Consider the following 25,167-nt stretch of genomic DNA (forward strand, 5'->3'; position numbering starts at 1 on the left):
CAACGCGCTCTCGCAACGCAAGTGGATGTGGTTTGCCCATCTGTTATCTCCATATCTGCTCAAAGACATGGAATCATGGATCATGAAGTAAGGGAATCCTGAATCTGGTCAAACCGGACGCGCTCTAAGTGCCGCCGATCTTGTGAATGTGGTAATCATTGACCCGCCTTCGCACGGACAGGAACGCTCGGACCCGGGCGGCTTGCTGACCACAATGATGGCGCGTCACGGCGTGAAAGCAGAAGTGTCGGTTATCGCCAGCGGCGGAGCGGGCGTTGCCCAGACGCTACAACGCCACGCGCGCGACAAGGCCGCCGATCTGCTGGTTATGGGGGCGTATAGCCATTCGCGACTGCGTCAGGCGATTCTTGGCGGAACAACGCGCAGCCTGCTGGCCGACACGAAAACGCCGATCTTCATGATGCACTAGCGGACCGGCGTGCCATCTCTGCCGTCAAAAGCGCCTGCACATCGCGATAAAAGGGTGCCAGTGCAGGGGTGGCATGGCTCAGGTCAGACTCGGTCCGTGCAATGTAGCTGTGCAGGGTCGTTGCGTCTGCAAACCGTAGGTCGCGCAGAAAGCGGTGGGCCTGCGCATCTTCATAGACCACCAGCCCCTCTGGCAGGGTCGCGACATTGCGGGCGAAAGTGGGCGCATCAAACAAGGTCAGGGTCAGAGCAGATCCGCCGCGCACCTGTGGCAACACGCCTTTTTCATAGGCCAAGCCCAGCGCAACCAGCGTCCCAAGAACGGCCAAACCCATCTTGGCGCGCAGCGCAGCAAAAGTCGCCGCGCGATCAGGCTCGGGCGCAGACTGCGATTGCACTGCCACTAGGCTTTCCTGATCTTCGTCCCAATCGAACATCACACTTCCTCGCACTACCTTGCACTCAAAGGTTGCAATCCAATGCGTCCTCAATATGGCAGTGACAAGGCCGGTTTACGGCATGGATCACATCAGGAAGCCGCCGTCCGAATCATCTCCGGTCTCTTCCAGCAGGCGGTCGAAATCAGGGATCGTAATGTGCCGTTTGCCCTCGGTCACGATCAACCCTTCCTTGCGCAAGCTCGACATCTGGCGGCTGACGGTTTCCAGTGTCAGACCAAGATATTCGGACATCGCTTCGCGGGTCAGGGGCAGGTCGAAGCTAAGTGATCCATCGGTCATGGTCAGTTGCAAGGACGCATCCCGCCGCGCGATAATCGTGAGCAGGCTGGAGATTTTCTCGCGCGCGGTTTTGCGGCCCAGAAGCAGCATCCATTCGCGCGCGGCATCCAGTTCGTCCAGCGTCATTTCCAGCAGGCGCTGTCCAATATGCGGCGTGCGCAACATCATGTCTTCAAAAGGTTTTTTACGGAAACAGCACATCACTGTGTCGGTTGCAGCAGTCACATCATATGCAGAGGTTGACCGCCCCGGCCGCCCGATGAAGTCAGACGGCAAAAGCAGTCCCACCATCTGCCGGCGCCCGTCTTCCATGGTTTGCGACAGGGTTGCTATCCCTGTCACCACAGAGGCGACAAAATCCATCGTATCGCCCGCCCAGACCACGGTTTGGCCCGCTTCGAAACTGCGGTAATACTTGATCTGCTCAAGCTGCTCCAGCTCGTCGCTCTCGCAGCGCGCGCACACGGCACGGTGGCGAATGGGACAATCGGAACAATCCTGATTGTATGTTTTCAATGTCGAAGTCGCGCGTGTCATCGGGATTGATCTACATCAAGGAAGTTGTTGAAGTGTCTTGTATACTAGACACATGAAACATGTTTCGCAACTTTCAAAGCTCGGTCTGTTTGACGCACGTGTGCCACGGTATACGAGCTATCCGACCGCACCCCAGTTCAACGCAGACCTGACCGGCAAGACATTTGCCAACTGGATCGGGCAGATCAAACCCGGATCGCAGATTTCGCTTTATCTGCATGTCCCGTTCTGCCGCCGATTATGCTGGTTTTGCGCCTGCCGGACGCAGGGCACCAGTTCTGACGGGCCTGTCGTGGCCTATGCCCAAACCCTAAAGGCAGAACTAGAGATGCTGCGCCGCACCTTGCCGGACGGGGTTCAACTGTCCCGTTTACACTGGGGTGGCGGCACGCCGACCATGCTGCCCCCCGCCGAAATGCGCGCCATCGCGGCGCTTGTTTTCGACATCGCACCCTTGGCAGAGGGCGGGGAATTCTCGGTAGAGATTGACCCCAATGAAATTGACGAAGCGCGGCTGGACGCACTGGCCGAGGCAGGGCTGACCCGCGCCTCTATCGGGGTGCAGGATTTCGACGCTGAAATCCAATCGGTCATTGGCCGCGATCAAAGCTTCGAAATCACGAAAGCCACGGTTGATGCGATTCGGGCACGCGGAATTGGCAGTCTGAACGCCGACATCCTGTATGGGCTGCCGCACCAGACGCCCAAGCGCATTGCCGATTCGGTGCAAAAGCTGCTGACGCTAAACCCCGACCGCGTGGCGCTTTACGGCTACGCGCATGTGCCATGGATGGCGCGGCGTCAGCAAATGATACCCTCCGACACCCTGCCCCGCCCCGAAGAACGGCTGGACCTGTTCGACACCGCCCGCCGCCTGTTCATGTGGGACGGATATGACGAAATCGGGATAGATCATTTCGCGCGCCCCCATGACGGCATGGCAAAAGCCGCCAAAGCGGGCACGCTGCGGCGGAATTTCCAGGGCTACACCGACGATCTGTCGCCGGTGCTGATCGGGTTGGGCGCGTCTTCGATTTCGCGCTTTCCGCAGGGTTACGCACAAAACGCCCCCGCCACGGCGGCATGGAAGAAATTCGTGCAGGCGGATGAATTCGCGACAGTTCGCGGCCATGCCTTCTCGGGGGATGATATTTGGCGCGGGCGCGCAATCGAAGCGTTGATGTGCGATTTCCGCGTCTCCAGCCGCGAGTTGACCGCCGACTACGGCGCGCCGGCGAAGACTGTCGCGGCCTTGTTCGAAACCGCTTGCGCAAAATTCGGACAGTTTGTGGCCCGCGAAGGGGACGCGCTGGTGATCCCGCCCGAAGGGCGCGCGCTAACCCGCATGATTGTCACAGTGTTCGACGCGTATGCTATGGAAAAGACCGGCCATAGTTCCGCAGTCTAATGCGCGGCGGCGCGGGATTCGTCGCGCCGCTGTCAGACCTTGCCCGTTTTGTCTGTCAGGTCAAAGCCGGGCGGTGCGTGGCTTCGAAGCGCGTCGATCAGGGCCGCCTTTCGCAGCGGTTTGGTCAAAGTCGCGTTCATTCCCGCCTCCATTATTTTTGCAATCTCCTCTTCAAGGGCATGTGCGGTCAGGGCGATAATCGGAATGTCGTGCCCCTCGGGCAAAGCGCGAATGCAGCGCGTCGCCTCTCGCCCGTCCATTTCGGGCATTGAGATATCCATAAAGATCAGGTCCGGGCGCGTCTGCATAAAGCTGTCAACAGCCTCTCGTCCATTTTCTGCAAGGGTCAGTTCTATCGGCAGATTCTGCACCATCTTGCTGAACACCAGCCGATTGGTCGCGTTATCTTCGGCATAAAGCACCCGCAGGCACCTTTCAGGCTGTTCGGACGCTTCCTTAGGGACGGCAAAGGCCGGCGGACATACCGCGCTTTCAGGTGCCGAAACATCCGCACCCAACAACCGGGCTGCCGACACGCAGAGTTCGCGCCATAAAAGCGGCTTTGACAGCGCGGTCAGTTTGGGATCGGTCGCGACCAGCGGCGCGGCATCGGTTATTGCAGCGCAAAGCAAGACAACTGGACGGTCCGGCAGCACCGCACGCAGTTTCTTGAGCACCGATATGGGATCAACCTCTGACAGATCATTGTCGAGCACAACAAGGTCAGGCCCGCCCTGACCGGCCAGCCGCGCCGCGGCCTCTGGCTGCGTTGCAGTGGTTGTTTTGACATGCGCCGACTGAAACTGCCGCTCTATAATGCCGCGGCTGATGAGGTGATCGCTGACCAACAGCACTTTGGAAATAGCTTTCGGCAAAGCGGGTTGTGGCACCATGCGCTCCGCCCCCGGCAGCGCCAGCGAAACCCCGAAACACGACCCGACCCCAAGCTCTGATTCCAGCCATATTTTACCGCCCATCAACGCAATGATCCGCTGCGTGATCGCAAGCCCAAGCCCGGTCCCTTCGAACCGACGATTGGCGGCTTCTTCGACCTGCCGGAATTCCCCAAACACGCGTTCTTGGTTCTCGGGCGCGATACCGATGCCCGTATCCTCAACCGTCAGATGCACGACATGGCCGTCGCCCGACACGCCCACACCAACTGCGCGCACCAGCACATAGCCGCTATCGGTGAACTTGACTGCATTGCCGACCAGATTGGTCAGCACTTGCCGCAAGCGGCCCGGATCGGCGACCAGGTCGCGCGTCAGGAACATGTCATAGTCAAGGATAAGCTCTATACCTTTGGCGCGGGCGGAGGGTGCCAGCAAGGTCAGCACTTCATGGATGGTTTTCTCCAGATCGAACGGTTCGGGATGCAGTTCCATCCGCCCCGCATCCATCTTGGAAAAGTCCAGAATGTCATTGATGATGGTGACAAGCGCTTGCCCGCTGGAGCGGATCGTATCGGTGAACATGGCCTGTTCTCTGTCGAGGTCGGTTTCCGACAGCAAATCCGCCATGCCGACAACGCCGTTCATAGGGGTGCGGATTTCATGGCTCATATTCGCAAGAAATGCGGATTTGGCGCGCGCGGCAGCTTCGGCGCGTTCCTGCGCCTCGATCAGTTCGGCCTGATAGCGCAGCGCTTCCGTAATGTTGCGCACCAATGACACATAGTCGCCATTGGGCACACGCCGGTCCATCAGGCGCACGCTCATGCCGTTGCTGAAATGCAGCTCTACCGGCGAGATATGCGGCGAGGCCCAGCGCGCAAGCATGTTTTCAACCCAGATGGCCGGGTCTTCGCCTTGTAGGATCGCCAGACCTTCATAGGCGCAGATTTCAAGTATGCGGGTATAGCGTATGCCGATCCCCACCTCTGGATAATCCCGGAAGACGCCCAGATAGGCCTGATTGGCCATCACCAGACATTGCGCGCTGTCGAACACCGCGAACCCGTCTGGCATGGTTTCGATCGCCTCTCGCAGGCGCAGATTGGCCAGATCCACCTCGGAATGGGCAACTTGCAGATCTTCCGCCGCCTTGACGTTCACACCTTCCAGCACAACCGCGTGCTGGCGCACGATGTCCAGTTCCTGCCGTTGTGCCATTATCTGTTCGGACAGCGAATAGGCATGGCCGCGCAGCTTGTCATTCGCGGTCTTCAACTCTTCGCGGACCTGCTCATACAGGCGCTCGGCGCGCAATCTTGCGCGACGTTCTTTGGTTAATAAATCTGCAAAACGAACGGGGACTGTCATACCGCCAGCAATGGTCAAACAACTGATGTGGAGTATTGTCGGCAGTCGTGAATATGGTCTTAATGGCGGCGGTTCGGAACGACCCCAAAACATTGGGCGACAAGGTCGAATCGGCATCCGTTTCAGACCGCAAATTCACGGGGCGTGCCGCCTGCGACACGCGGTCGGCTGGGCTTACCCAAGCTGTTGCGCAGGATGATCGGGCCGCTGTGCCAACAGTTCCAGATCTTCGCACACCCAGTGCATCAAAGCCTGTCGCGCCTCTGCCTCGTCGCCACGTGCCAATGCCCGGCGCAGTATATCGAGTGCTCGGTCAATATCTGCGGATGACAAGCCTACCTCTTGCGCAACAAAGATTTTCGGATGTTCCGTGGGTGTATGCTGTCGTGTAATCGAAAGCTCCTCGGACAGCTTTTCGCCGGGGCGCAGGCCGGTGATCTCTATGTCAATATCGCCCATCGGGTTCTGGGCATCGCGCACGGAGTAGCCTGCGGCCTCTATCATCCGTCGGGCCAGATCTGCCACGCGCACTGGCGCGCCCATGTCCAGAACGAACGCCTCACCGCCCTGCGCCATGGCACCGGCCCGCAATACAAGCTGCGTGGCTTCCTGGATGGTCATGAAATACCGCTCTACATCGGGATGGGTCAGCGTCAGGGGACCCCCACTGGTAATCTGTTCCTGAAACCTTGGAATGACTGACCCGGACGAGCCCAGTACATTGCCGAAGCGCACCATGCAAAACACCGTGCCAGGCTTGCCAGACGCCGTTCCGGCCTTGCGCGCCAGATCTGCGATGGCCAGCTCAGCCATCCGCTTGCTTGCCCCCATTGTGCCTTCGGGGCGCACCGCCTTGTCGGTGGAGACCAGCACAAATCTTTCAACGCCCGCCGCCTTCGCGGCACGCGCCAGTATCACAGTGCCGAACAGGTTGTTGGCAATGCCCGCCAAAGTGTTCGCCTCGACCAGCGGAACGTGTTTATAGGCGGCAGCATGGAGAACGCCCTGCACCTTATGCGCAAGCATGACCGCATGCATGGCCCTCCGGTCGGTGACGCTGCCCAAGACCGGAATGATCGTGCACCCGGTCTTGCGGTTCATATCCTCAAGCTCGCGATGGATCTGGTAGAGCGCGTGCTCGCTCGACTCCAACAGGACCAACCTTCGCGGGTTGCACAAGAGCAGTTGGCGGCACAGTTCCGACCCGATCGACCCGCCCGCGCCTGACACCAGCAGCGATTTTCCGGCATACTCGTTCCAAGCGCCCGCCAGCGTTGAATGCAGTGCTTTGCGCGTCAGAAAGGCATCCGGCAGCGCCTGCTTCAGCGATCCGACAAGTTCCTCTTCCCCGACCAACTGCGCGAAAGATGGCAGGCTTTGAACCTCTAGCCCTTTGTCTGTCAGCCGTCGGGCGATCCGCGCCATTTTGGGCGCATTGACCGACGGCATCGCCAACAAGACGCGGCGAACCTCTTTCTGGCTGGCAACCGTGTCGATCTGGTTTGACGGGTAGACCGGCAGACCCGCAACGCTGACGCCCTGCAACGCCATGTTGTCATCTATAAACCCGACAACGCGCGTGCCGCGATCCGGGCGCAAGGCAAATGCAAGCTGCATTCCGGTGGTTCCCGCGCCGTAGATCAAGACATTGGTTACGGCAATGTCGATGCGGTACAGCGCCAACACCACTTGCAACATTAGAAACCGGGCCAGAACCGATCCGATGATAAACAGGCAGGCGAGCAGAACCGGCCCGGCACCGGAAACGGTTGACGGCTGCATAAGTTGAACCGCCCATGCCGCGATGCCGACGATCACACCCAAAACGGCACTCAGGCCCATTCCGCGCGCCTCGTAGGATTTGAGCTGCACCTTCGGCAGGCCCAATATCCAGGAACCAAGCGCCGTGACCGACAGCAGTATCCCGAGCGCCGGAATCGGCTTCACCGGCGCGAAAGAGGAACCAGATCCTGCGGTATTCAGGACAGCGACCAGAAAGAAGGCGATGGAAACCGTGGTGAGGTCTATCATCAAAAGCAGGATTTGCTTGTGGCTACGCCGCATGTCCCGCAATTCGACAAGCAGTCTTGGAATACCCAGCCTGCCTTTGAGATAGTCGTTAACCAACATAAAAGCGCCTTCGCAACACGACAAACCCGTGGCATACCCTTGGCGCAGCGGCAGTCGCGCGGGCTTTGCCGTCAGTCGCGTATCTAAAGCGGTTCACGACCGGATTACAATCCGACGCTGCGCCGGGCTGGTCTGCAAAACGGACCGCACAGGCTAAATCAGGGATCAGCGGGATCATGCGCCGGGCCATTTGGCGTTTACAGCGCAGGGCGATATAAAATCTGGCATGCACCTTGCAGGTTGGCGGCGCTTCTGTGTAGGTGGAACCACGTTTTTCGAACACACCCTCGTGGGAGAGCCTATGTCCAGAATAACCAAAGCAGTTTTCCCGGTGGCCGGACTTGGAACACGGTTTCTGCCCGCCACCAAGGCGATGCCAAAAGAACTACTGCCGATCATCGACAAACCCATCGTGCAATACGCGGTCGAGGAAGCAGTGGCAGCGGGCATAACCGAGCTGATCTTTGTGACAGGCCGCAACAAGCGCGCTGTGGGCGACCATTTCGACGCTAACCTAGAACTGGAAGCACAGCTAACCGCCAAGGGCAAGACAGAGCTGCGCGACATGGTGCGCAATATCGTTCCAGAGGGTGTGGCCTGTATTTTCGTGCGCCAGCCCGAACCGCTTGGGCTGGGTCATGCCGTGCTATGCGCGGCGCCCGCTGTGGGCGACAACCCTTTCGTGGTATTGCTGGCCGATGATCTGATGCAGGGCGAAGAATTGCCGACCGCGGCACTTGTGCGTGCCTTTGGCAAGAAGCCGCAGACCGTGTTGTCCGTATCCGAGGTGGCCAAAGAGGACGCGTCGAAATACGGCATCCTGAAACCCGGCGCCGTGGATGCCGACGGGCTGATCGCGGTGGATGGCATTGTCGAGAAACCGGCAGTCGATGACGCGCCATCGAACCTTGCGTCTTTCGGGCGCTATGTGTTCACCGCAGAGGTTTTCGATGTGCTGCGCGGCCTGAAGCCCGGCGCAGGCGGCGAGATCCAGTTGGCGGATGCGATCGACCAGATGGCACGGGCTGGCAAGGTTGCAGCCATCACAAACCCCTCGCGGCGCTACGATTGCGGCGACAAGTTCGGCTACCTGACCGCGATTGTCGATGTCGCCCTCGCAGATGCGGATTATCGTGATCGCTTTCTCGATCTGATCCGTGACAGGATCGCGCACTCCGCGCCCTGACCCTGCGTGAGGCATACCGTGACCGAGGGACCAAACGGCGCAACAGATAACAAGGTCGTTCTGGTAACGGGCGGCGCGGGCTATATCGGCTCTCATGCGTGCAAGCTATTGGCACAGCAGGGCTTTGTGCCGGTTGTCTATGACAGTCTGACCACCGGATGGGCGCAAGCGGTCAAATTCGGCCCACTGGTTCAGGCCGATTTGTTGGACCGCGCCGCGCTGGATGCCGCGTTTGCGCAATACCGTCCCTGCGCGGTCGTGCATTTCGCAGCCCTTAGCCAGGTCGGGGAAGCGACGCGCGATCCGGGCTTGTATTGGCGCAACAACGTATGCGGGTCGTTGAACCTGATAGAGGCGATGGTCGACGCGGGCTGCCGCAACATGGTCTTTTCCTCGACCTGTGCCACCTATGGCGATCAAGACGGCGTGGTGCTGGACGAGGACAGCGCGCAGCGACCGCTCAACGCCTATGGTGCCTCTAAACTCGCCGTCGAAGGAATGCTGCGCGATTTTGGCACCAGCCATGGCCTGAACTCTGTTATCTTCCGGTATTTCAACGTGGCCGGCGCCGACCCGGACGCCGAGATCGGGGAATGGCACCTGCCAGAGACCCATCTGATACCGGCCATGATAGAGGCGGTCGCCGGTGCGCGACCTGCCCTAGTCATCAATGGCAACGACTACCCGACGCATGACGGCACCTGCATCCGCGACTATGTGCATGTGATGGACCTTGCCCGCGCGCATGTTCTGGGGCTGGACTGGCTGCTGAACGGGCGGGAAAGCCGCGTGTTCAACTTGGGCACCGGTGTCGGCTTTTCTGTCGCGGAAGTGATTGCGCAATGCCGCGCCGGCACGGGGCGCAGAGTGCCGCATAGCTACGGCCCCCGCCGCGCAGGCGATGCCGCCGCGCTTGTCTCTGGCAGTCGTCGCGCCGTAGAGGAACTGGGCTGGACGCAGGAACGCTCATCCCTGAAGCTGATCATCGAAGACGCGTGGCGCTGGTATCAGACCGGGGGCTATTCGGGATAAGCCCGCAACCGTGTTATAGCGCGCGGTCGACACGGTATATGGACGAACACGGAAGGTAAGAATGACACGAAAGTCACTTCTGATGGTCGGCGCCGGGCTTTCGGGTGCCGTTCTGGCACGCGAACTCGCGCAGGCGGGGCACCGTGTCACGGTGTTGGATGCGCGCGACCACGTCGCCGGAAACTGCCATACGCAGCGCGACCCCGATACAGGCGTTTTGGTGCATGTCTATGGCCCGCATATCTTTCACACGGATGACCAACAGGTCTGGGACTATGTCAATCGCTTCGGTCGGTTTCGCCCGTACACGCACAGGGTCAAAACCACCAGTGGCGGGCGTGTGTATACCATGCCGATGAACCTGCACACGATTAACCAATTCTTCGACATGGCACTGTCCCCGCAAGAGGCCCGCGCGCTTGTCGCGGCCAAGGCGCAAACCCTACCCGAGCCGCCGCGCAATTTTGAAGAGCAGGCTTTGTCCATGCTGGGGGCGGACCTGTATGAGGCATTCTTCAAAGGCTACACGGCCAAGCAGTGGGGCTGTGACCCGACAGCGCTTCCCGCCGCGATCCTGAAACGGTTGCCTCTGCGCTTCAGCTATGACGACAACTACTTCTTTCACCGCTATCAGGGCATGCCCGAGGACGGGTATACACCGATTGTCGCCGCTATGCTGGACCATCCGGCGATCACAGTGTCGCTGAACACGCGCTTCACCAAAGACATGGCGCGCGGGTTTGACCATGTGTTCTATTCCGGCCCGCTGGATAGTTGGTTCGGGCAGGATAGCGGCGCATTGGGGTATCGCACACTGGATTTCGAACGCCTGACCCATGACGGCGACTATCAGGGCTGCGCGGTCATGAATTATGCAGATGCCGCGATACCGCATACGCGGATTACAGAGCACAAGTATTTTGCGCCATGGGAAGAGCATGCGCGCTCTGTGTGCTACCGAGAAGTCTCTCGGGCCTGCGAGACAGAGGATATTCCCTATTATCCGATACGGCTGGCAGAGGACAAATCGCTCCTGTCGGATTACATCCGCCGCGCACGGAAAGAAACCGGCGTTACCTTTGTCGGGCGGCTTGGCACCTATCGCTATCTGGACATGGATGTCACCATCCGAGAAGCGCTGGATTGCGCAGCAATGTTCCGGGACCACGCCGCCCACGACCAAACCATGCCCGCCTTTGCGGTGACCCCGTGACCCAGGGCGCGCCCCGCATTTGCGCGGTGGTCGTGACCTATAACCGTCTGGCCAAACTGAAGCTGGCGCTGGCGCGGCTGCTGGCTGAACCTCTGGATCATATCGTGGTGGTCGACAACGCGTCGGATGATGGGACGGCGGCCTATCTTGCAGGGCTAAACGACTCGCGGTTGGACAATCTGCGGCTGGAGCGCAATATGGGCGGTGCCGGAGGGTTCGAGGCAGGCTTGCGCCACGCCGTCGCGCAGTACGACCCTGACTGGGCGCTGTTGCAAGATGATGACGCGTGGCCCGACCCCGGCGCGATCAGCGCATTTCGCTCCGCCGATACGTCCGAGTGGGATGCCGTTGCCGGCGCGGTGCGCTATCCCGACGGGGCAATCTGCGACATGAACCGCCCGCTTCTGAATCCGTTTCGAAACCTGCGTGTGTTTTTGCGCACTGCGCTTGGCGGTGGCAGGCGGGCGTTTCACATGGCCGATGACAGTTATGACAGCACTGCCCCTGTGCCGGTCGATGGCGGCGCATTTGTCGGTCTGTTCCTGTCACGCCGCGCAATCAAACTGGCGGGCTACCCGGACGGGCGCTTGTTCATCTATGCCGATGACGCCCTGTATTGCCTGACCCTGCGCAAAGCAGGCGGGCGGATCGCCTTTCTGCCCGCGCTGCGCTTTACCCATGACTGCACCAGTTTCGACGCGGGCGGGGCGCTTGTTCCGGATTGGAAAGTCTATTTCTACCACCGAAACGTGCTGATCTTGTATCGGGCGGCAGCAGGTGTCCTGTTTTGGCCGGCCATGCTGGTCATCTTGCCGAAATGGCTGATACGGCTTTGGTCGGGAGGCGACAACAGGCGGGACCGCGCGCGCCTTATGCTATGGGGCCTTCGGGACGGGTTGCGCCGTGACACGCATCTGACTCTGGCCGGCCTGCAATCAAAGCTGGCGCGCACCCGCTAAAGGCGCGCCGGATGATAGGCCGGACGGCGGCGCGGCAAACGCCTGCCCCGCGCCCATCCGGCCGATCGCACCACAGTCAGCGCAATGAGCCATAGGTCCAGCCCCATGTTGGCATGGGCCTGATACAACAGATCGATGCGCGCTTTGCGCGCAACGCAGCGACGGGCATAGGTGGCGTCGGTATCCTCCGGGGTTGCGCAATCGCGCAGGATCGCCTCTTCGTGTCGCGCGAACACCAAAGATGCGAGCCCCGTCACACCGGGCCGGGACCGCAACACACGCGCATACAGGTCGGGATACGTCTCGACATACTGGCGCAACGGCGGGCGTGGTCCGACAAAGCTGATCTCGCCGCGCAGGATATTCAGGAATTGCGGCAATTCATCCATCCGCAAACGCCGCAGTTTGCGCCCGAAAGGGGTGATGCGGGCGGATTTATCCCCGCCCGATACTCCCGTATCTGTTGCGACAGTCCGCATGGTGCGAAACTTCCAAAGCGTAAAGGGTTGGCCGGGTTTGTGCATCCGCTCGGACCCATAGAACAGCGGTCGACCTTCACGACGCCATTGCAGCACGACGATCAGGCTGAACACCGCAAAGGCAGCCGGTGACAGCACTATCGTGAAGCCGATATCGAACAGGCGTTTGGAAAGCGTCATGCCGGGTCTGTCGGGTGATTGACCGCCCAAGTCAAGCGCCACTCTGCCACAAGCGTGTCGGGTGCGCTGCTCGCGATCGGGCACAGGGTTTGCAGGCGGTCAAGACCAAGACCCAATTCCGGCAGTGCCGTGGCTGGCGCTGGCTGCCACGTCCACCGCACCGCGGCTGCACGCAGAAGCGACTCCATGCCAATCAATCCCGGCTGCGCGACATTCAGAACCGGTGGCAAATGCGTGGGATGGCAAGCCAGCGCGCCCAGAACGCGGGCCAGCGTCTGAGGCCCGATATAGGCGCGGCGCGGCGCGGCACCGTCTGGAAACTGGTCCAAACAGGGCACGCGCCCGGGGCGCAGGCCGCCCAGCAATGCGTCAGCCCCCGCAACATTGCCAATGCGCAGGCAGGTCACGTCCAGCCCATGCGCTTCGGCAAACGCGGCTTGCTCCATTGTCAGTTTCGACGCGCCATATGCGGTCGCCGGATGACATGCATCGCTTTCATCATGCGGTCCAGGCGCGGCCCCGTATACCGCCGAACTTGATGCCAGAAGTACCCGACCGGCCCCAAGCCTGCGCGCCGCCCCCAGCGCAGCACGTGCCAGATCGGTATTGCACCCCAATCCGTCGCCAGAAGTAACCCCCGACAAGCACAGGACAGCGTCGATTGGACCGCAATCGGGGACCGGACCCGTCATAGGGTCCCAAAACAGGCCCCCGACAATCGGGGTGCCGCGATACTGCCACACCGGGCCAATGGCCAAGCCTGTCCAGAACTGCCGCAGATAGGCGCCGATCCGCCCGCTTGCCCCCATAACCAGAACTCTGTGCATCCGCTCTCCCTAGCGCAGGCTGCGCCCCTTGATGACCGCGTCCGGCCCGAACCGCTGTCGCAGCCTGTCGATGGTGCGTTCGGCCTCGGCCCGTTTTGCCGCACCTTGGTCCAAAAGGTCCAGTGCAAAGCCCGTGCCGTCATCGGCCACCAGTTCTGATATACCGACGCCGATCAACCGGAACGGCGCTTTGTCCAGCGCGCCCAATAGCAAGGGGCGGGCCGTGCGCCAGATGGTGTCCGCCAGCGCGGTGGGGCCGTCCAAAGCGTGGCGCCGTGTCAGGCTTCGGTGGTCGGCGCGCTTTAGCTTGACCGTGACAACCCGCCCGGCCAGACCACGCGCTTTGGCGCGGCTGGACACCTGTTCGGCCAGCCGCCACAGATGGCCTTCCAACAGGTCCGGGTCGGACAAATCCACCCCGAAGGTGGTTTCCTTGGAAATGGATTTCACCGCCCGGTCGGGGCTGACGGGCCGCGCATCCTGCCCGCGCGCAAGGTCATACAGCCGCATCCCCATCGACCCGAAACGCGCGACCAGATCTGCACGCTCCCAGCGCAACAGGTCGTCGATGGTGGCAATGCCAGCGCGGTCCAACTGCGCGCGCGTTGCGGTCCCAACGCCCCAGATAATGCCCACAGGTTTGCCGCGCAGGAAGGCTTCCGTGTCGGCCTGCGCGATCACCGAAAACCCGCGCGGTTTGTCGAGGTCCGAGGCGATCTTGGCCAGAAACTTGTTATGTGACAGGCCAATGGACCCGGACAGTCCCAACTCGTGCTCCATCGCGCGCACGAGCCGCGCCAGCATCACGGCGGGCGGCGCACCGTGCAGCGCAGCCGTGCCTGACAGGTCCAAAAACGCCTCGTCCAATGACAAGGGTTCAATCGCGGGGGTAAGTTCTTCCATGAGGGCGCGGATGTCGCGCGAAGCTGCCGTATAAGCCTCGAACCGAGGCTTGACGACGACCGCTTCGGGACAAAGCTGCAACGCCTTGAACATGGGCATGGCAGAGCGCACGCCATGAATGCGCGCGATATAGCAGGCTGTTGTCACCACACCGCGCCGACCACCGCCGACGATCACCGGCTTGTCGCGCAGTTCCGGATTGTCGCGCTTTTCCACGCTGGCATAAAACGCGTCGCAATCCATGTGGGCGATGCTCAGGTCGAACAACTCTGCCCCCGCCACAACGCGGCGGCTGTGGCAGCGCGGGCAACGCGGCCCGCTCGGGAATTGGGTCAGACATTCGCGGCACAGGGCAGGCATGGGCGCAGATTAACGCGGGTGCAGGCGCGTGGCGAGGGACATTGCATCCACTGGACCATTCCGCACGCGGCTTCTAGTGTCTGCCCAAAAGGGAGAAAACAAGATCATGCGCATTCTGGATATCTGCGAGGTGACGCAGCCCATCGCGTCGCCCATTCGCAATGCTTACATCGATTTCAGCAAGATGACGGCCAGCCTTGTCGCTGTTGTCACCGATGTGGTGCGCGACGGGCGGCGCGTGGTGGGCTACGGCTTCAACTCTAACGGGCGCTACGGCCAAGGCGGGCTGATCCGCGAGCGCTTCCGCGACCGGGTGTTGCAAGCCGACCCCGCATCCTTGCTGGACGAAACCGGCGACAATCTGGACGCTCATAAAATCTGGGCCGCGATGATGGCCAATGAGAAACCCGGTGGGCATGGCGAGCGGTCCGTGGCGGTGGGGACCATCGACATGGCGGTGTGGGACGCGATTGCCAAGATCGCGGGCAAACCGCTGTTTCGGCTGCTGGCAGAGCGCTTTGGCACGACGGCAGACCCGCGCGTGTTCGTCTATGCGGCAGGCGGGTATTACTACCCCGGCAAGGATGATACCCAGCTGCGCGCAGAAATGCGCAGCTATCTGGACCGGGGCTACACGGTCGTGAAAATGAAAATCGGCGGCGCGCCCTTGGCCGAGGATCAGCGCCGGATCGAGGCCGTTCTGGACGAGATCGGGACACAAGCGCAACTGGCCGTCGATGCTAATGGCCGGTTCGATCTGGAAACCGCCATCGCCTATGCCAAGATGCTGCGGCAATATCCGCTGTTCTGGTATGAGGAAATCGGCGACCCGCTGGATTACCAGCTGCAAGCCGCCATGTCCGAATTCTACCGCGGACCGATGGCCACGGGTGAGAACCTGTTTTCCCATCAAGACGCGCGTAACTTGCTGCGCCATGGCGGCATGCGCCCCGACCGCGACTGGCTGCAATTTGATTGTGCGTTGTCTTACGGGCTGGTCGAATACCTGCGCACGCTGGATGTGCTGGACCAGTTGGGCTGGTCGCGCCGGCGCTGCATTCCGCATGGCGGGCACCAGATGTCGCTGAACATTGCTGCCGGGCTGGGCCTTGGCGGGAATGAAAGCTATCCCGACCTGTTCCAGCCTTATGGCGGCTTCCCCGATGGGGTGCAGGTAGAGGACGGTTATATCACCATGCCCGACCTGCCCGGCATCGGGTTCGAGGGGAAATCCGACCTTATTGCAGTGATGCGCGATCTGGCAGAATGAGCGCGCGGGTCATTGCGGCAGCGGAGGGCGCTGCTCCATCGCGTTTTCCCATTCGGCCAGAAACGCGCGGCGGTTCAGGGGGTCCAGATATGTCAGCAGCGCGGGGCCGAGCTTGATCGGACCAAAGCCCAAGGACGGCCCTTCCACCGTTTGGCTTAGCGGCGGAAGCGGCCAGCCATCCGGCGTTTCGCGCAGCGCCAGACGAAGCAGCATATCGACCATCATACCTGCGAGCAGGGTTTCCTGCGCGCCAGCGGGAATGAATACAGTGCGCAAAATGACATTGGCAAAGTCCTGCATGCGAATGACCTGAACACGCCCCTCAGACCCACGCGCCAGTTCTTCTGCCGCGTAGCTGCCAAGCACATTATATGCCAGCGCCAACCGCCCCGAGGCGACATCGTCGATCATTTGCGACGAACAGCAATAAAAGCTGGTGCGCAAGCGCCCCATCACCTCGTTCAACCGCCAATAGGCATCGGTCGAGCGATCCTCTTGCGTGGCGAATAAATAGCCGAGACCGCTGTCTCGGACGTCATATGTGCCCAACCCATCCTGAAATCGGTCGGGATTGTCGCGCAAGGCGGCGATCAGATCCTGCCGCGTGGTCGGCAGTTCCAGACCCGCGAACCGCGCAGTGTTGATAACGACGACAGCCGGTTCGGTGGTAAACGCAAAGATCAGGTCGCGCCAGCGCGCCCAGTCGGGCAGTGCATCGGTCTGGTCCGAGCGATAGGGCAGCGCGAACCCGTCATTGACCAGTTGGAATTGCAAATCCATCGCGGAGGAAATGACAAGATCGGCCTGTGCGCCATCGCGGATCGCTTGATGCAACACGCTGGATGACATCACGCTATAGTCCACTGCCACCTCGGGGCGCTCTGCCTGAAAGGCGCGGATATAGGGTTCAAACACGTCCAGATCAGTGGTCGATACCACCCGCAGAACACGGTCGGATGTGCCGGGAAAAAAGCGGTGATCCTCGATCTCTTGGGCTGTCGCGGGCGCACCAAGCGACAGGATCAAACCAAAGGCAAGACAAGCGAAACGCATGCGCCACTCCCATTTTCACAATTCTCCAGTTCCAGCCGCCCACCATGGGCGCGCAGAACCTCGGCAGCGATGGTCAGCCCAAGCCCGGACCCGACCACACCCGCAACATTGCCGCCCCTGCGGAACCGTTCGGTCAGCACGTCCATCGGGCCATCACCCAAGCCCGTTCCCTGATCGCGCACACGCAGCCGCGCTTGCGCGGCGTCCAGCACGATCTGTAGGCTCACCGTCGTATCCTCGGGAGAGTATTTGATGGCATTGTCCAGCACGTTGCGAATGGCGCTGTCCAGCAGCACGGCATCGCCCCGAATGGGCGCGGGCGTCAAGTCGAGCGTGAACTGTATGTCGCGCATCGCCGCCGTGGGCTCCAGCGCGGCGGCGGTCTGGCGGGCCAGATCGGACAGGTCCAAGCGGTCGCGGGCCAGATCCTCGACCCGGTAGGCCACGGTCGCATGGTCCAGCAATTGCCCGGCAGAGCGCGCGCTTTCATCCACCGCGCGAATGATCCGGCGCAAACGCTCTTTTTCAGCTTCATCGGATACGGTGCGCAGCGCGATTTCGGCCTGTGTCCGAACCGTGGCCAAAGGTGTGCGCACACGGTGCGCGGCCTCTGCGATAAAATCCTCGGACCGGCGGATAGACAGGCGCAGCCGCTCCATCAGGCGGTTCAGCGCATCGAGCAACGGCGCAAGATCAGCGGGTGCGGCCCGCAGCAACGGGCGCAAATCCGACGGCCCCCTGCGCGACACCGACGCCGCAATCAGGTTCAACGGACGCAAAGACAGGCGCGCCGCGATCGCCGAAAGCGCCACCGCGACGAAGAAAAAGGCCACGGAAAGCAGGCCCGCCAGCCGCGAGATATCTGACGTAACCGCATCGACACCGTCACGGGTTTGCGCAACCGACACCGTCACTGCCACCCGTTCCATCCCGGCCAGCACCAAACGCGTGACCGATGACATGCGGATTTCGGCCCCGCGATACTGGCCTGTGTCGAACACCACCTGCCCGATTTCGCTTGTCGCCGGGGCCGGTAGATCATCATAACCGGTCAGCACCTCGTCTGCGGCGATAACGCGGTAAAACACACGGTCCTCGCTGATCGCTCCCAGCATGGCAAAGGCCGCGTAGGGCAGTTCCAGCCGGACCTCGCCCTGCTCGCTGCGCAGGGTTTCGGCAATGGTGGTGGCAGACGCGGCCAGCACGTTATCCTGCGTGCGCGCGGCGGCTTGCGCGGCAAGGCTTGTGACCATACCCCAGCTTAGCACCGATAGCGCGGCGGCAACCCCCGCCAGCAGCAGCGTCAGGCGTTGCCCGATAGAGGCGGTCTGTATCATGGCGCGTCGGTATCCATGCGGTAGCCAAGACCGCGCACCGTCTCTATGCGGAAGCCCATACCGTCAATGCGGCGACGCAATCGCCCGACATAAACCTCTATTGCGTTCTCGGTCACTTCGGCATCATAGGAAAACAGATGATCCATGACCTGTGCTTTCGACAGGATCTGTCCGGGATGACGGGCAAAAATCTCGAGCAGACGAATTTCCCGGTTGCGCAAATCTATGGTCTGGCCGTCATGCTCCAAGGTGCCTGCGGCCGGGTCGAACTGCGCCGGGCCCAGCGCGATCTGGTTCCGCGCCAATCCGCCACGGCGGCGCAGCACGGCACGGCAGCGCGCTTCCAGCTCCAGAAAATCGAACGGTTTGGTGATGTAGTCATCCGCGCCCTGATCCAGCGCGCCCACGCGGTCGGAAACCTGCGCCCGCGCGGTCAGCATGATGACGGGCGTTTCCAGATGGGCGCGGCTGCGGGCCAGAAAATCACGCCCGTCGCCATCGGGCAGCATGACATCCAGCAAGATCAGATCATAATGCGCGACTGCCAGACAATCCTCTGCCGCGGCCAAGGTCGCGGCATGGTCAATCGCATGACCATCCATCGCCAGCCGTTTCACGATGCCGTCGGCCAGTTCGGCATTGTCCTCTACCAGCAGGTAGCGCACCCGATTGTTCCTTGTGATGTGACGCGCCCGTGCCCCGTGTCAGGCTTCTGTCAGCTTTCTGTGTTCTGCAATGACCATGGGCGGCAGAGGACCGCCTGTCAAATGGGAGGACTACCAATGAACACCTTTGGGTGGACCCGTCGCGCGATCATCGCAGCGGCAACCGCAACCGTGGCACTCGCAGGCAGCGCGCAGGCGCAAGACATGCAAAAGATGGATGCCGTGCATTTCCTGATCCCCGGTGGCGCTGGCGGCGGCTGGGACGGCACTGCGCGCGGCACGGGCGAAGCGCTGGTCAATTCTGGCCTGGTCGGCAACGCGACCTTCGAGAACATGTCGGGCGGCGGCGGCGGTGTGGCCATCGGCAACCTGATCGAGAACGCCGCTTCCAGCCATGGCACACTGATGGTCAACTCGACCCCCATCGTGATTCGTGCGCTGACCGGCGAAATCGCACAAAGCTTCCGCGACCTGACCATGGTTGCCGGCACCGTGGGCGACTACGCAGCTATGGTCGTGACCAATGACAGCCCGCTGCAAAGCATGGAAGACGCGCTGGCCGAATACCGCGAAGACCCGCTTGGGTTTGCCATTGGCGGCGGTTCGGTTCCCGGTGGCATGGATCATCTGGTCGCAGCCATCGTGATGCAGGGCGCGGGCGAAGACCCGACCGCCTTCAACTATATCGGCTATGACGCGGGTGGCGAGGCCATGGCGGGCCTTCTGTCGGGCGAGATCGACGCGCTCTCGACCGGCTTTTCCGAAGCCATCGCACTGGCAGACCAAGGCGAAGTGCGCATTCTGGGCGTCACCTCGCCCGAGCGTGTGCCCGCCTATGACGCCGCGCCCACCTTTGCCGAGCAAGGCATCGACGCGCAATTCGTCAACTGGCGCGGCTTCTTCGCGGCCCCCGACCTGCCCGCAGAGCAGCTGACTGCCTATCAGGACATGCTGGCCACGATGATGGAAACCCCCGAGTGGGAAACCGTGCGCGCGCGCATGGGTCTGGTCAACATCTACCGTCCCGGTGACGATTTCACCGCGTTCCTGGAAGCACAGGAAAAGCAGTTGGGCGACCTGATGCGTGATCTGGGCTTCCTCTGATCCCGCAACTCTGATCGCGGCTGGCCTGCCCCTGGGCCGGGCCAGCCGCACCGTTTTCAAACACCACGAATAAAGGGGATGACAGATGGCGCTCGATCGCTGGATCGCGCTGGCCTTCATCGCGCTGGTGTGCGTGTATGGCTACGCGGCTTTCTTTACCATGGATGACAGCCTGCCGCCCATCCTGCGGCGAAACCCGATCTGGCCGTCCACCTTCCCCAAGATCCTGACCATTCTGGGCCTGATCGTGGGGTTGATCGTGCTATTCACCCCAAAACCCGGTGGCCCAAAGCCTGCCAAGGACGGCGCGATAGACCTGACGCGACTTGGCGATTACCACATCTGGCAAGCCGGGGCACTTCTGGTGCTGATGGTCGCCTATGCGCTGACGCTGCGCCCGCTGGGTTTTGTCGGCTCGACCATCGGCTTTCTGGTGCTTGGGTCGGTCCTGCTGGGCGAGCGGCGCATTCACATCCTGCTGCCGGTCGCGGGCATTGCCGTCGGGTCCATCTGGTATCTGGTGCAAGAGGTGTTGGGGATATTCCTGCGCCCTTGGCCCGCCATGTTCATGTAAGGGGACACTGCAATGCTTGAAGGTTTGCTGATCGGCCTGTCTGCCGCGATTTCCCCGTTCAACCTGATGATGGTGGTCATGGGCTGCCTGATAGGCACCCTGATCGGCATGTTGCCGGGTCTGGGGCCAATGTCCATCATCGCCATCATGATCCCAGTCGCCATTGGCATCGGCGACCCCACGGCGGCGCTGATCCTGCTGTCGGGCGTCTATTACGGTGCGATCTTCGGGGGCTCGACCAGTTCCATCTTGCTGAACGCGCCGGGGGTGGCGGGCACCGTGGCCTCCAGTTTCGACGGCTACCCAATGGCGCGGAAGGGGCAAGCGGGCAAGGCGCTGACCATCGCCGCCATCGCCAGCTTCGCGGGCGGCACCATTGGTGCCGTGCTGCTGATGATCTTCGCGCCCGCACTGTCGTCGGTGGCACTCCTGTTCCATTCGGCCGAGTATTTCGCGCTGATGGTTGTGGGCCTGTCGGCCATCGCGGCATTCGCGGGCACGGGCCAAGTGGCCAAGGCGCTGATGATGACCATTCTGGGCCTGATCCTTGGCACCGTCGGCGAAGGGGCATTGTCGAACATGCCGCGCTTCACCTTCGGGATGATGGACCTGCAATCGGGCTTTTCCTTCATCACGCTGGCCATGGCCATGTTCGCCCTGCCCGAAGCGCTTTTTCTAGTCATGAACCCCTCACGCGCTGCGACGGGTGACAGTGGCAAGATCGACAACCTGCGCATTTCCAAGGAAGAAGCCAAATCCATCGCCCCGGTTATCGGGCGGCAATCGATTCAGGGCTTTTTCATTGGCGTCCTACCGGGCGCAGGCGCGACCATTGCCAGCTTTCTGGGCTACGCCGTCGAACGCAACATCGCCAAGGGTAAGGAGCAGGAGGAATTCGGCAAAGGGTCTATCAAGGGCCTCGCCGCGCCGGAATCTGCCAATAACGCGGCGTGCACCGGTTCTTTCGTTCCGTTGCTGACGCTGGGCATTCCGGGATCGGGCACCACGGCCATTCTGCTGGGCGCGCTTCTGGCGCTGAATGTCACACCGGGCCCACGGCTGATGACCGACACGCCCGATGTGTTCTGGGCGGTCATCATCTCAATGTATATCGGCAATCTGGTGCTGCTCATCCTGAACCTGCCGCTGATCCCTTATATCGCCAAGATCCTGACCATTCCGCGCACCTTCCTGATCCCGTTCATCCTGTTCTTCACTTTGATGGGCAGCTATCTGGGGCAGAACAATTCCACGGAACTGCTGATCCTCGTGGGCTTTGGCGTGATCGCGACCATCCTGCGCTTTGCCGATTACCCGCTGGCACCGCTGCTGATCGGGTTCATCCTTGGCACTATGCTGGAAGATAACTTCGCGCGCGCAATGCAGCTATATCGCGGCTTCGGGTTTATCCTGGAACGCCCGATGACGCTCGGTTTGCTGGTGCTGGCAGCGCTGCTGGTTCTGTTGCCCAGCTACCGTGGCTACCGCGCGCGCAAACGGGCCGAGGGCGTGGCTGATGGCGACTGATCCGCTGCGCGGGGTTCAGGTTCTGGACCTGACCAACGTGCTGGCGGGGCCGTTTGCGTGCCATCAACTGGCGCATCTGGGCGCAGAGGTCATAAAGGTCGAAGCCGTGGGGCGCGGCGATCTGGCCCGCAACTTGGGGGCCGACCCGGAGTTGTCGGCGCGCGGCATGGGCATCAGCTTTCTGGCGCAGAATGCAGGCAAACGGTCGATCACGTTGAACCTGAAGCACCCGCGCGGCAAAGAAGTGTTGCGCAAACTGGTGCAAAGCGCCGATGTGCTGGTCGAGAACTTCCGCCCCGGCGTGATGGATCGGCTGGGGCTGGGATATGACGCGCTGAAGGTGAAAAACCCGAGGCTGGTCTATTGCGCGATCTCGGGCTTTGGGCAGACCGGGCCATGGGCAGACCGCCCGGCCTATGACCAGATCGTGCAAGGCGCGTCGGGCGTCATGTCGGTGACGGGAGAGGCCGACGGCACCGCCACCCGCGTCGGCTACCCACTGGCAGACACCGTGGGCGGGCTGACCGCTGCGATGGCCGTTTGCGCGGCTTTGAACGCGTCGCCCCGTGGCGCGTTCATCGACGTGCCCATGGTCGATGCGGTGCTGGCAACCATGGGCTGGGTGGTGTCGAACCACCTGATCGGCGGGGTCACACCGCAGCGGCAGGGCAATGAGAACCCCACATCCGCCCCGTCTGGCGCGTTTCAATGCGCCGATGGGTTGTTGAACATCGCCGCCAACAAGGATGAGCAATGGCACCTGCTGGCCAACCAACTTGGCCGCGCTGACCTGCTGGACACCCCCGATTTCGCTACCCGAGAGGACCGCAAACGCAACCGCCTGCGCCTGCGCGCAGAGTTGGAAACCGTGCTGACCACCCGCCCCGCGACCGCGTGGGCCGATGCGCTGAATGCAATCGGCGTGCCTGCCGGGGCCGTGATGACCGTGCCCGACATATTGCGCCATCCGCAGATTTCGGGGCGCGACCTGCTGGCGCGGTTCATGGACACACCGGGCCTTGACCGCGCGATAGAGCTGATGCGTGTGGGCGTCATGCTCGACGGCGAACGCCCGTCTGTTGCCACGCCACCGCCCGCTTTGGGCGCAGATAGCGCCGACATCCTGAAGGCATTGGGCTATACCGCCAATGACATCGAATCCCTGCGCGCTGAGGGCGTGACATGACTGACGGCAAAGACGTGGCGGATTGGTGGCGCACCGCCATCATAGACATGGAACCGGGGCGAATTCACTTGCGCGGGCACCCGGTGCAGGATCTGATCGGCCATACAAGCTTTGCCCAGATTATCTGGCTGCTGGTCATGGGCGAGAAGATTGACGGCCCGCGTGCGGCCTTGTTCGAAGCCGCGCTTGTGGCCGCTGTGGACCATGGCCCGCAAGCCCCCTCTATCGCCGCCGCGCGCATGGCGGCGACCTGCGGCGTGGGGTTGCAATCTGCCATGGCCACGGGGCTGAACATGCTGGGCGATGTGCATGGGGGCGCGGGCGAACAGGCCGTCGCACTCTACCAGCGAGCGCTGGAGAGCGGGCCGGATAATCTGGCGCAAACCCTTAATACATGGCGCATGGAACATGGCAGCTACCTGCCGGGCTTCGGCCACCGCTTTCACAAACCCGTCGACCCGCGCGCGCCGCGCCTGTTGGCGCTGGTGGATGATGCGGCCAGTCAGGGGGCGGTCGGCGGCCAAATCGCCATGATCGCCCGCGCAATCGAACGCCATCTGGTGCAGGAACGCGGCAAACCCGTGCCCATGAATATCGACGGCGCAACTGCCGTCATCTATGCCGAACTGGGCTGTCCGCCGCCTTTGGCGCGCGGCTTTTTCGGCCTGTCGCGCAGCGTTGGCCTGCTGGCCCATGCGTGGGAGCAGACCGAACAGGGCGGGCGGAACAAGGGGCCGACCCCGCCCGCATACAGGTGGACCTATGATCCGGACTGAAGGCGCTGCTCTGCAAACAGTGCTGACATTGACGATAGGCACCGCTGGCGCTGGACTGTTCTGGGCTGTGGGCTTTCCTGCCTACGTGCTGACAGGGCCTGCGGCGGCGGTTTCGCTGGCCACATTGCTGGGCGCACCGACCCATATTCCATCGCTTTTGCGCGATACGGTTTTTGTTCTGATCGGTTTGTCCATTGGCAGCAGCGTCACGCCAGAGGTGCTGTCAACCGCGCTCAAATGGCCCGTCTCGCTTGCAGTGCTTGTAGTAACGCTTGTTGCGGTTGTGTTTGCCGCACGAACGGTTCTGATGCGCGGGTTTCGCTATAGCCGCAACACCGCGACACTGGCCGCAATGCCCGGTCATCTGAGCTTCGTTCTGGCCCTGTCCACCGACCTGAAGGCCGATGTGCCACGCATTGCGCTTGTGCAAACCGTGCGGGTCTTGCTGCTGACACTGCTGGTGCCGGTCCTGATCGCGCTTTGGGGCGTCGAAGGAACAAGCATTCTGGCGCAGTCAGACCATATCAGGCCAGTCGCGCTATTGGTGCTGTTCCCGCTGGCAGTCGGCATGGGGCTTGTGTTCCAGCGGTTTCGGGTGCCGGCGGCGCTGCTGATCGGTGCCATGGCGGTCTCTGCCATCGGCCATGGCAGCGACCTGACACCCGGCATCATGCCGCCCGCGCTGACCACAATCGCCTTTGTCTGCATGGGATCGCTGATCGGAACGCGGTTTCGCGGGTTCGACCGTCGCGCCCTGCCCGGCGCGCTTCTGGCGGGCACGATCACCACCCTGATCGCGTGTGCGGTTGCGGCAGTCGGCGCGCTTCTGGCGGCCGAACTTATCGGCTTGCCCGCTGCCGCGCTGCTATTGGCCTTTGCCCCCGGCGGGGTCGAAGTGATGGCGGCCCTTGCCATAGAAACCGGGCTCGAACCGGCGCTTGTTGCAGCCCATCATGTGTTCCGGTTGTTTGCGCTTGGATTGCTTATTCCGCTTCTTGTGCGGCGGTAGCACGTCTTTTGCTTGGCCT

23 protein-coding genes are annotated in these 25,167 nt (G+C 61.7%); 13 read left to right on the forward strand and 10 right to left on the reverse strand.

All coding sequences use genetic code 11. The features are described from left to right. The first annotated feature begins 142 nt into the window (after positions 1-142). The gene (locus tag ROE7235_RS10570) at positions 143-430 is read left to right on the forward strand and encodes a universal stress protein (protein WP_245963934.1); all 288 of its coding nucleotides are present in this window, start codon (positions 143-145) and stop codon (positions 428-430) included. Here the strand turns inward: ROE7235_RS10570 and ROE7235_RS10575 are convergent. Next, positions 417-866, reverse strand: coding sequence for a hypothetical protein (locus tag ROE7235_RS10575; RefSeq protein WP_121095421.1), 450 nt, complete (start codon positions 864-866; stop codon positions 417-419). The two genes, ROE7235_RS10570 and ROE7235_RS10575, sit on opposite strands and share 14 nt — an antisense overlap. 87 nt (positions 867-953) lie before the next feature. After that, complete coding sequence (gene fnrL, locus ROE7235_RS10580; RefSeq protein WP_121095423.1) at positions 954-1,706, reverse strand: transcriptional regulator FnrL; 753 nt, start codon at positions 1,704-1,706, stop codon at positions 954-956. 52 nt (positions 1,707-1,758) lie between these two features. Between fnrL and hemN the strand changes: the two genes are divergently transcribed. Beyond that, complete coding sequence (gene hemN / locus ROE7235_RS10585; RefSeq protein WP_121095425.1) at positions 1,759-3,114, forward strand: oxygen-independent coproporphyrinogen III oxidase; 1,356 nt, start codon at positions 1,759-1,761, stop codon at positions 3,112-3,114. Between the two features lie 32 nt (positions 3,115-3,146). Here hemN and ROE7235_RS10590 read toward each other — a convergent pair whose 3' ends face one another. Next, a complete protein-coding gene (locus tag ROE7235_RS10590) occupies positions 3,147-5,324 on the reverse strand; it encodes a response regulator (protein ID WP_245963935.1) in 2,178 nt (725 codons plus the stop codon). Positions 5,325-5,552: 228 nt separating this feature from the next. Continuing rightward, positions 5,553-7,508 carry a polysaccharide biosynthesis protein gene (locus tag ROE7235_RS10595; protein WP_245963936.1) on the reverse strand — a complete coding sequence of 652 codons (1,956 nt, stop codon included), beginning with the start codon at positions 7,506-7,508 and terminating at the stop codon, positions 5,553-5,555. 301 nt (positions 7,509-7,809) lie between these two features. On the opposite strand from ROE7235_RS10595, the gene galU reads away from it, so the two are divergent. The 4 genes from galU to ROE7235_RS10615 all read left to right on the forward strand — a co-directional run bounded on the left by galU (position 7,810) and on the right by ROE7235_RS10615 (position 11,898). Beyond that, positions 7,810-8,694: a UTP--glucose-1-phosphate uridylyltransferase GalU gene (gene galU / locus ROE7235_RS10600; protein WP_121095429.1), complete on the forward strand. Its 885-nt coding sequence runs from the start codon at positions 7,810-7,812 to the stop codon at positions 8,692-8,694. An 18-nt stretch (positions 8,695-8,712) separates the two neighbouring features. Further along, positions 8,713-9,726 (forward strand): UDP-glucose 4-epimerase GalE, encoded by a 1,014-nt coding sequence (gene galE, locus ROE7235_RS10605; protein WP_121095431.1) that lies wholly within the window; start codon positions 8,713-8,715, stop codon positions 9,724-9,726. A 61-nt stretch (positions 9,727-9,787) separates the two neighbouring features. Next, positions 9,788-10,939, forward strand: coding sequence for a UDP-galactopyranose mutase (gene glf / locus ROE7235_RS10610; RefSeq protein ID WP_121095433.1), 1,152 nt, complete (start codon positions 9,788-9,790; stop codon positions 10,937-10,939). Beyond that, positions 10,936-11,898 (forward strand): glycosyltransferase, encoded by a 963-nt coding sequence (locus ROE7235_RS10615; protein ID WP_121095435.1) that lies wholly within the window; start codon positions 10,936-10,938, stop codon positions 11,896-11,898. Before glf ends, ROE7235_RS10615 begins: the two co-directional genes overlap by 4 nt. Here the strand turns inward: ROE7235_RS10615 and ROE7235_RS10620 are convergent. The 3 genes from ROE7235_RS10620 to ROE7235_RS10630 are packed head-to-tail and all read right to left on the reverse strand — an operon-like array spanning position 11,895 to position 14,647. Then, positions 11,895-12,557 (reverse strand): sugar transferase, encoded by a 663-nt coding sequence (locus ROE7235_RS10620; RefSeq protein ID WP_121095437.1) that lies wholly within the window; start codon positions 12,555-12,557, stop codon positions 11,895-11,897. The two genes, ROE7235_RS10615 and ROE7235_RS10620, sit on opposite strands and share 4 nt — an antisense overlap. After that, positions 12,554-13,384 (reverse strand): NAD-dependent epimerase/dehydratase family protein, encoded by an 831-nt coding sequence (locus ROE7235_RS10625; RefSeq protein WP_121095439.1) that lies wholly within the window; start codon positions 13,382-13,384, stop codon positions 12,554-12,556. Before ROE7235_RS10625 ends, ROE7235_RS10620 begins: the two co-directional genes overlap by 4 nt. 9 nt (positions 13,385-13,393) lie before the next feature. Next, positions 13,394-14,647 (reverse strand): DNA polymerase IV, encoded by a 1,254-nt coding sequence (locus ROE7235_RS10630; protein ID WP_121095441.1) that lies wholly within the window; start codon positions 14,645-14,647, stop codon positions 13,394-13,396. Positions 14,648-14,753: 106 nt separating this feature from the next. On the opposite strand from ROE7235_RS10630, the gene ROE7235_RS10635 reads away from it, so the two are divergent. Beyond that, positions 14,754-15,917 (forward strand): mandelate racemase/muconate lactonizing enzyme family protein, encoded by a 1,164-nt coding sequence (locus tag ROE7235_RS10635; protein ID WP_121095521.1) that lies wholly within the window; start codon positions 14,754-14,756, stop codon positions 15,915-15,917. A 9-nt stretch (positions 15,918-15,926) separates the two neighbouring features. Here the strand turns inward: ROE7235_RS10635 and ROE7235_RS10640 are convergent, their stop codons facing one another. Genes ROE7235_RS10640 through ROE7235_RS10650 form a run of 3 tightly spaced genes read right to left on the reverse strand, consistent with a single transcriptional unit; the run spans position 15,927 to position 18,972 of the window. After that, positions 15,927-16,970 carry an ABC transporter substrate-binding protein gene (locus ROE7235_RS10640; protein ID WP_121095443.1) on the reverse strand — a complete coding sequence of 348 codons (1,044 nt, stop codon included), beginning with the start codon at positions 16,968-16,970 and terminating at the stop codon, positions 15,927-15,929. Then, positions 16,940-18,307, reverse strand: coding sequence for a sensor histidine kinase (locus ROE7235_RS10645; RefSeq protein WP_121095445.1), 1,368 nt, complete (start codon positions 18,305-18,307; stop codon positions 16,940-16,942). Before ROE7235_RS10645 ends, ROE7235_RS10640 begins: the two co-directional genes overlap by 31 nt. Then, positions 18,304-18,972 carry a response regulator transcription factor gene (locus ROE7235_RS10650; RefSeq protein ID WP_121095447.1) on the reverse strand — a complete coding sequence of 223 codons (669 nt, stop codon included), beginning with the start codon at positions 18,970-18,972 and terminating at the stop codon, positions 18,304-18,306. The genes ROE7235_RS10645 and ROE7235_RS10650 overlap by 4 nt, the downstream gene beginning before the upstream one ends. Before the next feature lie 117 nt (positions 18,973-19,089). On the opposite strand from ROE7235_RS10650, the gene ROE7235_RS10655 reads away from it, so the two are divergent. The 6 genes from ROE7235_RS10655 (at position 19,090) to ROE7235_RS10680 (ending at position 25,148) form a co-directional block, all read left to right on the forward strand. Further along, complete coding sequence (locus ROE7235_RS10655) at positions 19,090-20,076, forward strand: tripartite tricarboxylate transporter substrate binding protein (RefSeq protein WP_121095449.1); 987 nt, start codon at positions 19,090-19,092, stop codon at positions 20,074-20,076. 85 nt (positions 20,077-20,161) lie between these two features. Next, entirely contained in the window at positions 20,162-20,650 is a 489-nt protein-coding gene (locus ROE7235_RS10660; protein WP_121095451.1) for a tripartite tricarboxylate transporter TctB family protein, read from the forward strand. A gap of 12 nt (positions 20,651-20,662) precedes the next feature. Continuing rightward, the gene (locus ROE7235_RS10665; protein WP_121095453.1) at positions 20,663-22,177 is read left to right on the forward strand and encodes a tripartite tricarboxylate transporter permease; all 1,515 of its coding nucleotides are present in this window, start codon (positions 20,663-20,665) and stop codon (positions 22,175-22,177) included. Beyond that, positions 22,167-23,363, forward strand: coding sequence for a CaiB/BaiF CoA transferase family protein (locus tag ROE7235_RS10670; RefSeq protein ID WP_121095455.1), 1,197 nt, complete (start codon positions 22,167-22,169; stop codon positions 23,361-23,363). The genes ROE7235_RS10665 and ROE7235_RS10670 overlap by 11 nt, the downstream gene beginning before the upstream one ends. Next, positions 23,360-24,139: a citryl-CoA lyase gene (locus ROE7235_RS10675; protein ID WP_121095457.1), complete on the forward strand. Its 780-nt coding sequence runs from the start codon at positions 23,360-23,362 to the stop codon at positions 24,137-24,139. The genes ROE7235_RS10670 and ROE7235_RS10675 overlap by 4 nt, the downstream gene beginning before the upstream one ends. Next, positions 24,126-25,148, forward strand: a complete 1,023-nt coding sequence (locus ROE7235_RS10680) for an AbrB family transcriptional regulator (RefSeq protein ID WP_183073468.1) — start codon at positions 24,126-24,128, stop codon at positions 25,146-25,148. The genes ROE7235_RS10675 and ROE7235_RS10680 overlap by 14 nt, the downstream gene beginning before the upstream one ends. The last annotated feature ends 19 nt before the right edge of the window (positions 25,149-25,167 follow it).

Source organism: Roseinatronobacter ekhonensis (assembly GCF_900499075.1).
GTDB classification, from domain to species: Bacteria; Pseudomonadota; Alphaproteobacteria; order Rhodobacterales; family Rhodobacteraceae; genus Roseinatronobacter; species Roseinatronobacter ekhonensis.

Coding starts and splice junctions, on each gene's coding strand:
- ROE7235_RS10670 (WP_121095455.1), top strand. CDS start 22,167: ATGGCGACTGATCCGCTGCGCGGGGTTCAGGTTCTGGACCTGACCAAC.
- ROE7235_RS10665 (WP_121095453.1), top strand. CDS start 20,663: ATGCTTGAAGGTTTGCTGATCGGCCTGTCTGCCGCGATTTCCCCGTTC.
- ROE7235_RS10630 (WP_121095441.1), bottom strand. CDS start 14,647: ATGCCTGCCCTGTGCCGCGAATGTCTGACCCAATTCCCGAGCGGGCCG.
- hemN (WP_121095425.1), top strand. CDS start 1,759: ATGAAACATGTTTCGCAACTTTCAAAGCTCGGTCTGTTTGACGCACGT.
- ROE7235_RS10675 (WP_121095457.1), top strand. CDS start 23,360: ATGACTGACGGCAAAGACGTGGCGGATTGGTGGCGCACCGCCATCATA.
- ROE7235_RS10640 (WP_121095443.1), bottom strand. CDS start 16,970: ATGCGTTTCGCTTGTCTTGCCTTTGGTTTGATCCTGTCGCTTGGTGCG.
- ROE7235_RS10620 (WP_121095437.1), bottom strand. CDS start 12,557: ATGACGCTTTCCAAACGCCTGTTCGATATCGGCTTCACGATAGTGCTG.
- ROE7235_RS10625 (WP_121095439.1), bottom strand. CDS start 13,384: ATGCACAGAGTTCTGGTTATGGGGGCAAGCGGGCGGATCGGCGCCTAT.
- ROE7235_RS10595 (WP_245963936.1), bottom strand. CDS start 7,508: ATGTTGGTTAACGACTATCTCAAAGGCAGGCTGGGTATTCCAAGACTG.
- ROE7235_RS10635 (WP_121095521.1), top strand. CDS start 14,754: ATGCGCATTCTGGATATCTGCGAGGTGACGCAGCCCATCGCGTCGCCC.
- ROE7235_RS10645 (WP_121095445.1), bottom strand. CDS start 18,307: ATGATACAGACCGCCTCTATCGGGCAACGCCTGACGCTGCTGCTGGCG.
- ROE7235_RS10655 (WP_121095449.1), top strand. CDS start 19,090: ATGAACACCTTTGGGTGGACCCGTCGCGCGATCATCGCAGCGGCAACC.
- ROE7235_RS10680 (WP_183073468.1), top strand. CDS start 24,126: ATGATCCGGACTGAAGGCGCTGCTCTGCAAACAGTGCTGACATTGACG.
- galU (WP_121095429.1), top strand. CDS start 7,810: ATGTCCAGAATAACCAAAGCAGTTTTCCCGGTGGCCGGACTTGGAACA.
- glf (WP_121095433.1), top strand. CDS start 9,788: ATGACACGAAAGTCACTTCTGATGGTCGGCGCCGGGCTTTCGGGTGCC.
- ROE7235_RS10660 (WP_121095451.1), top strand. CDS start 20,162: ATGGCGCTCGATCGCTGGATCGCGCTGGCCTTCATCGCGCTGGTGTGC.
- ROE7235_RS10575 (WP_121095421.1), bottom strand. CDS start 866: ATGTTCGATTGGGACGAAGATCAGGAAAGCCTAGTGGCAGTGCAATCG.
- fnrL (WP_121095423.1), bottom strand. CDS start 1,706: ATGACACGCGCGACTTCGACATTGAAAACATACAATCAGGATTGTTCC.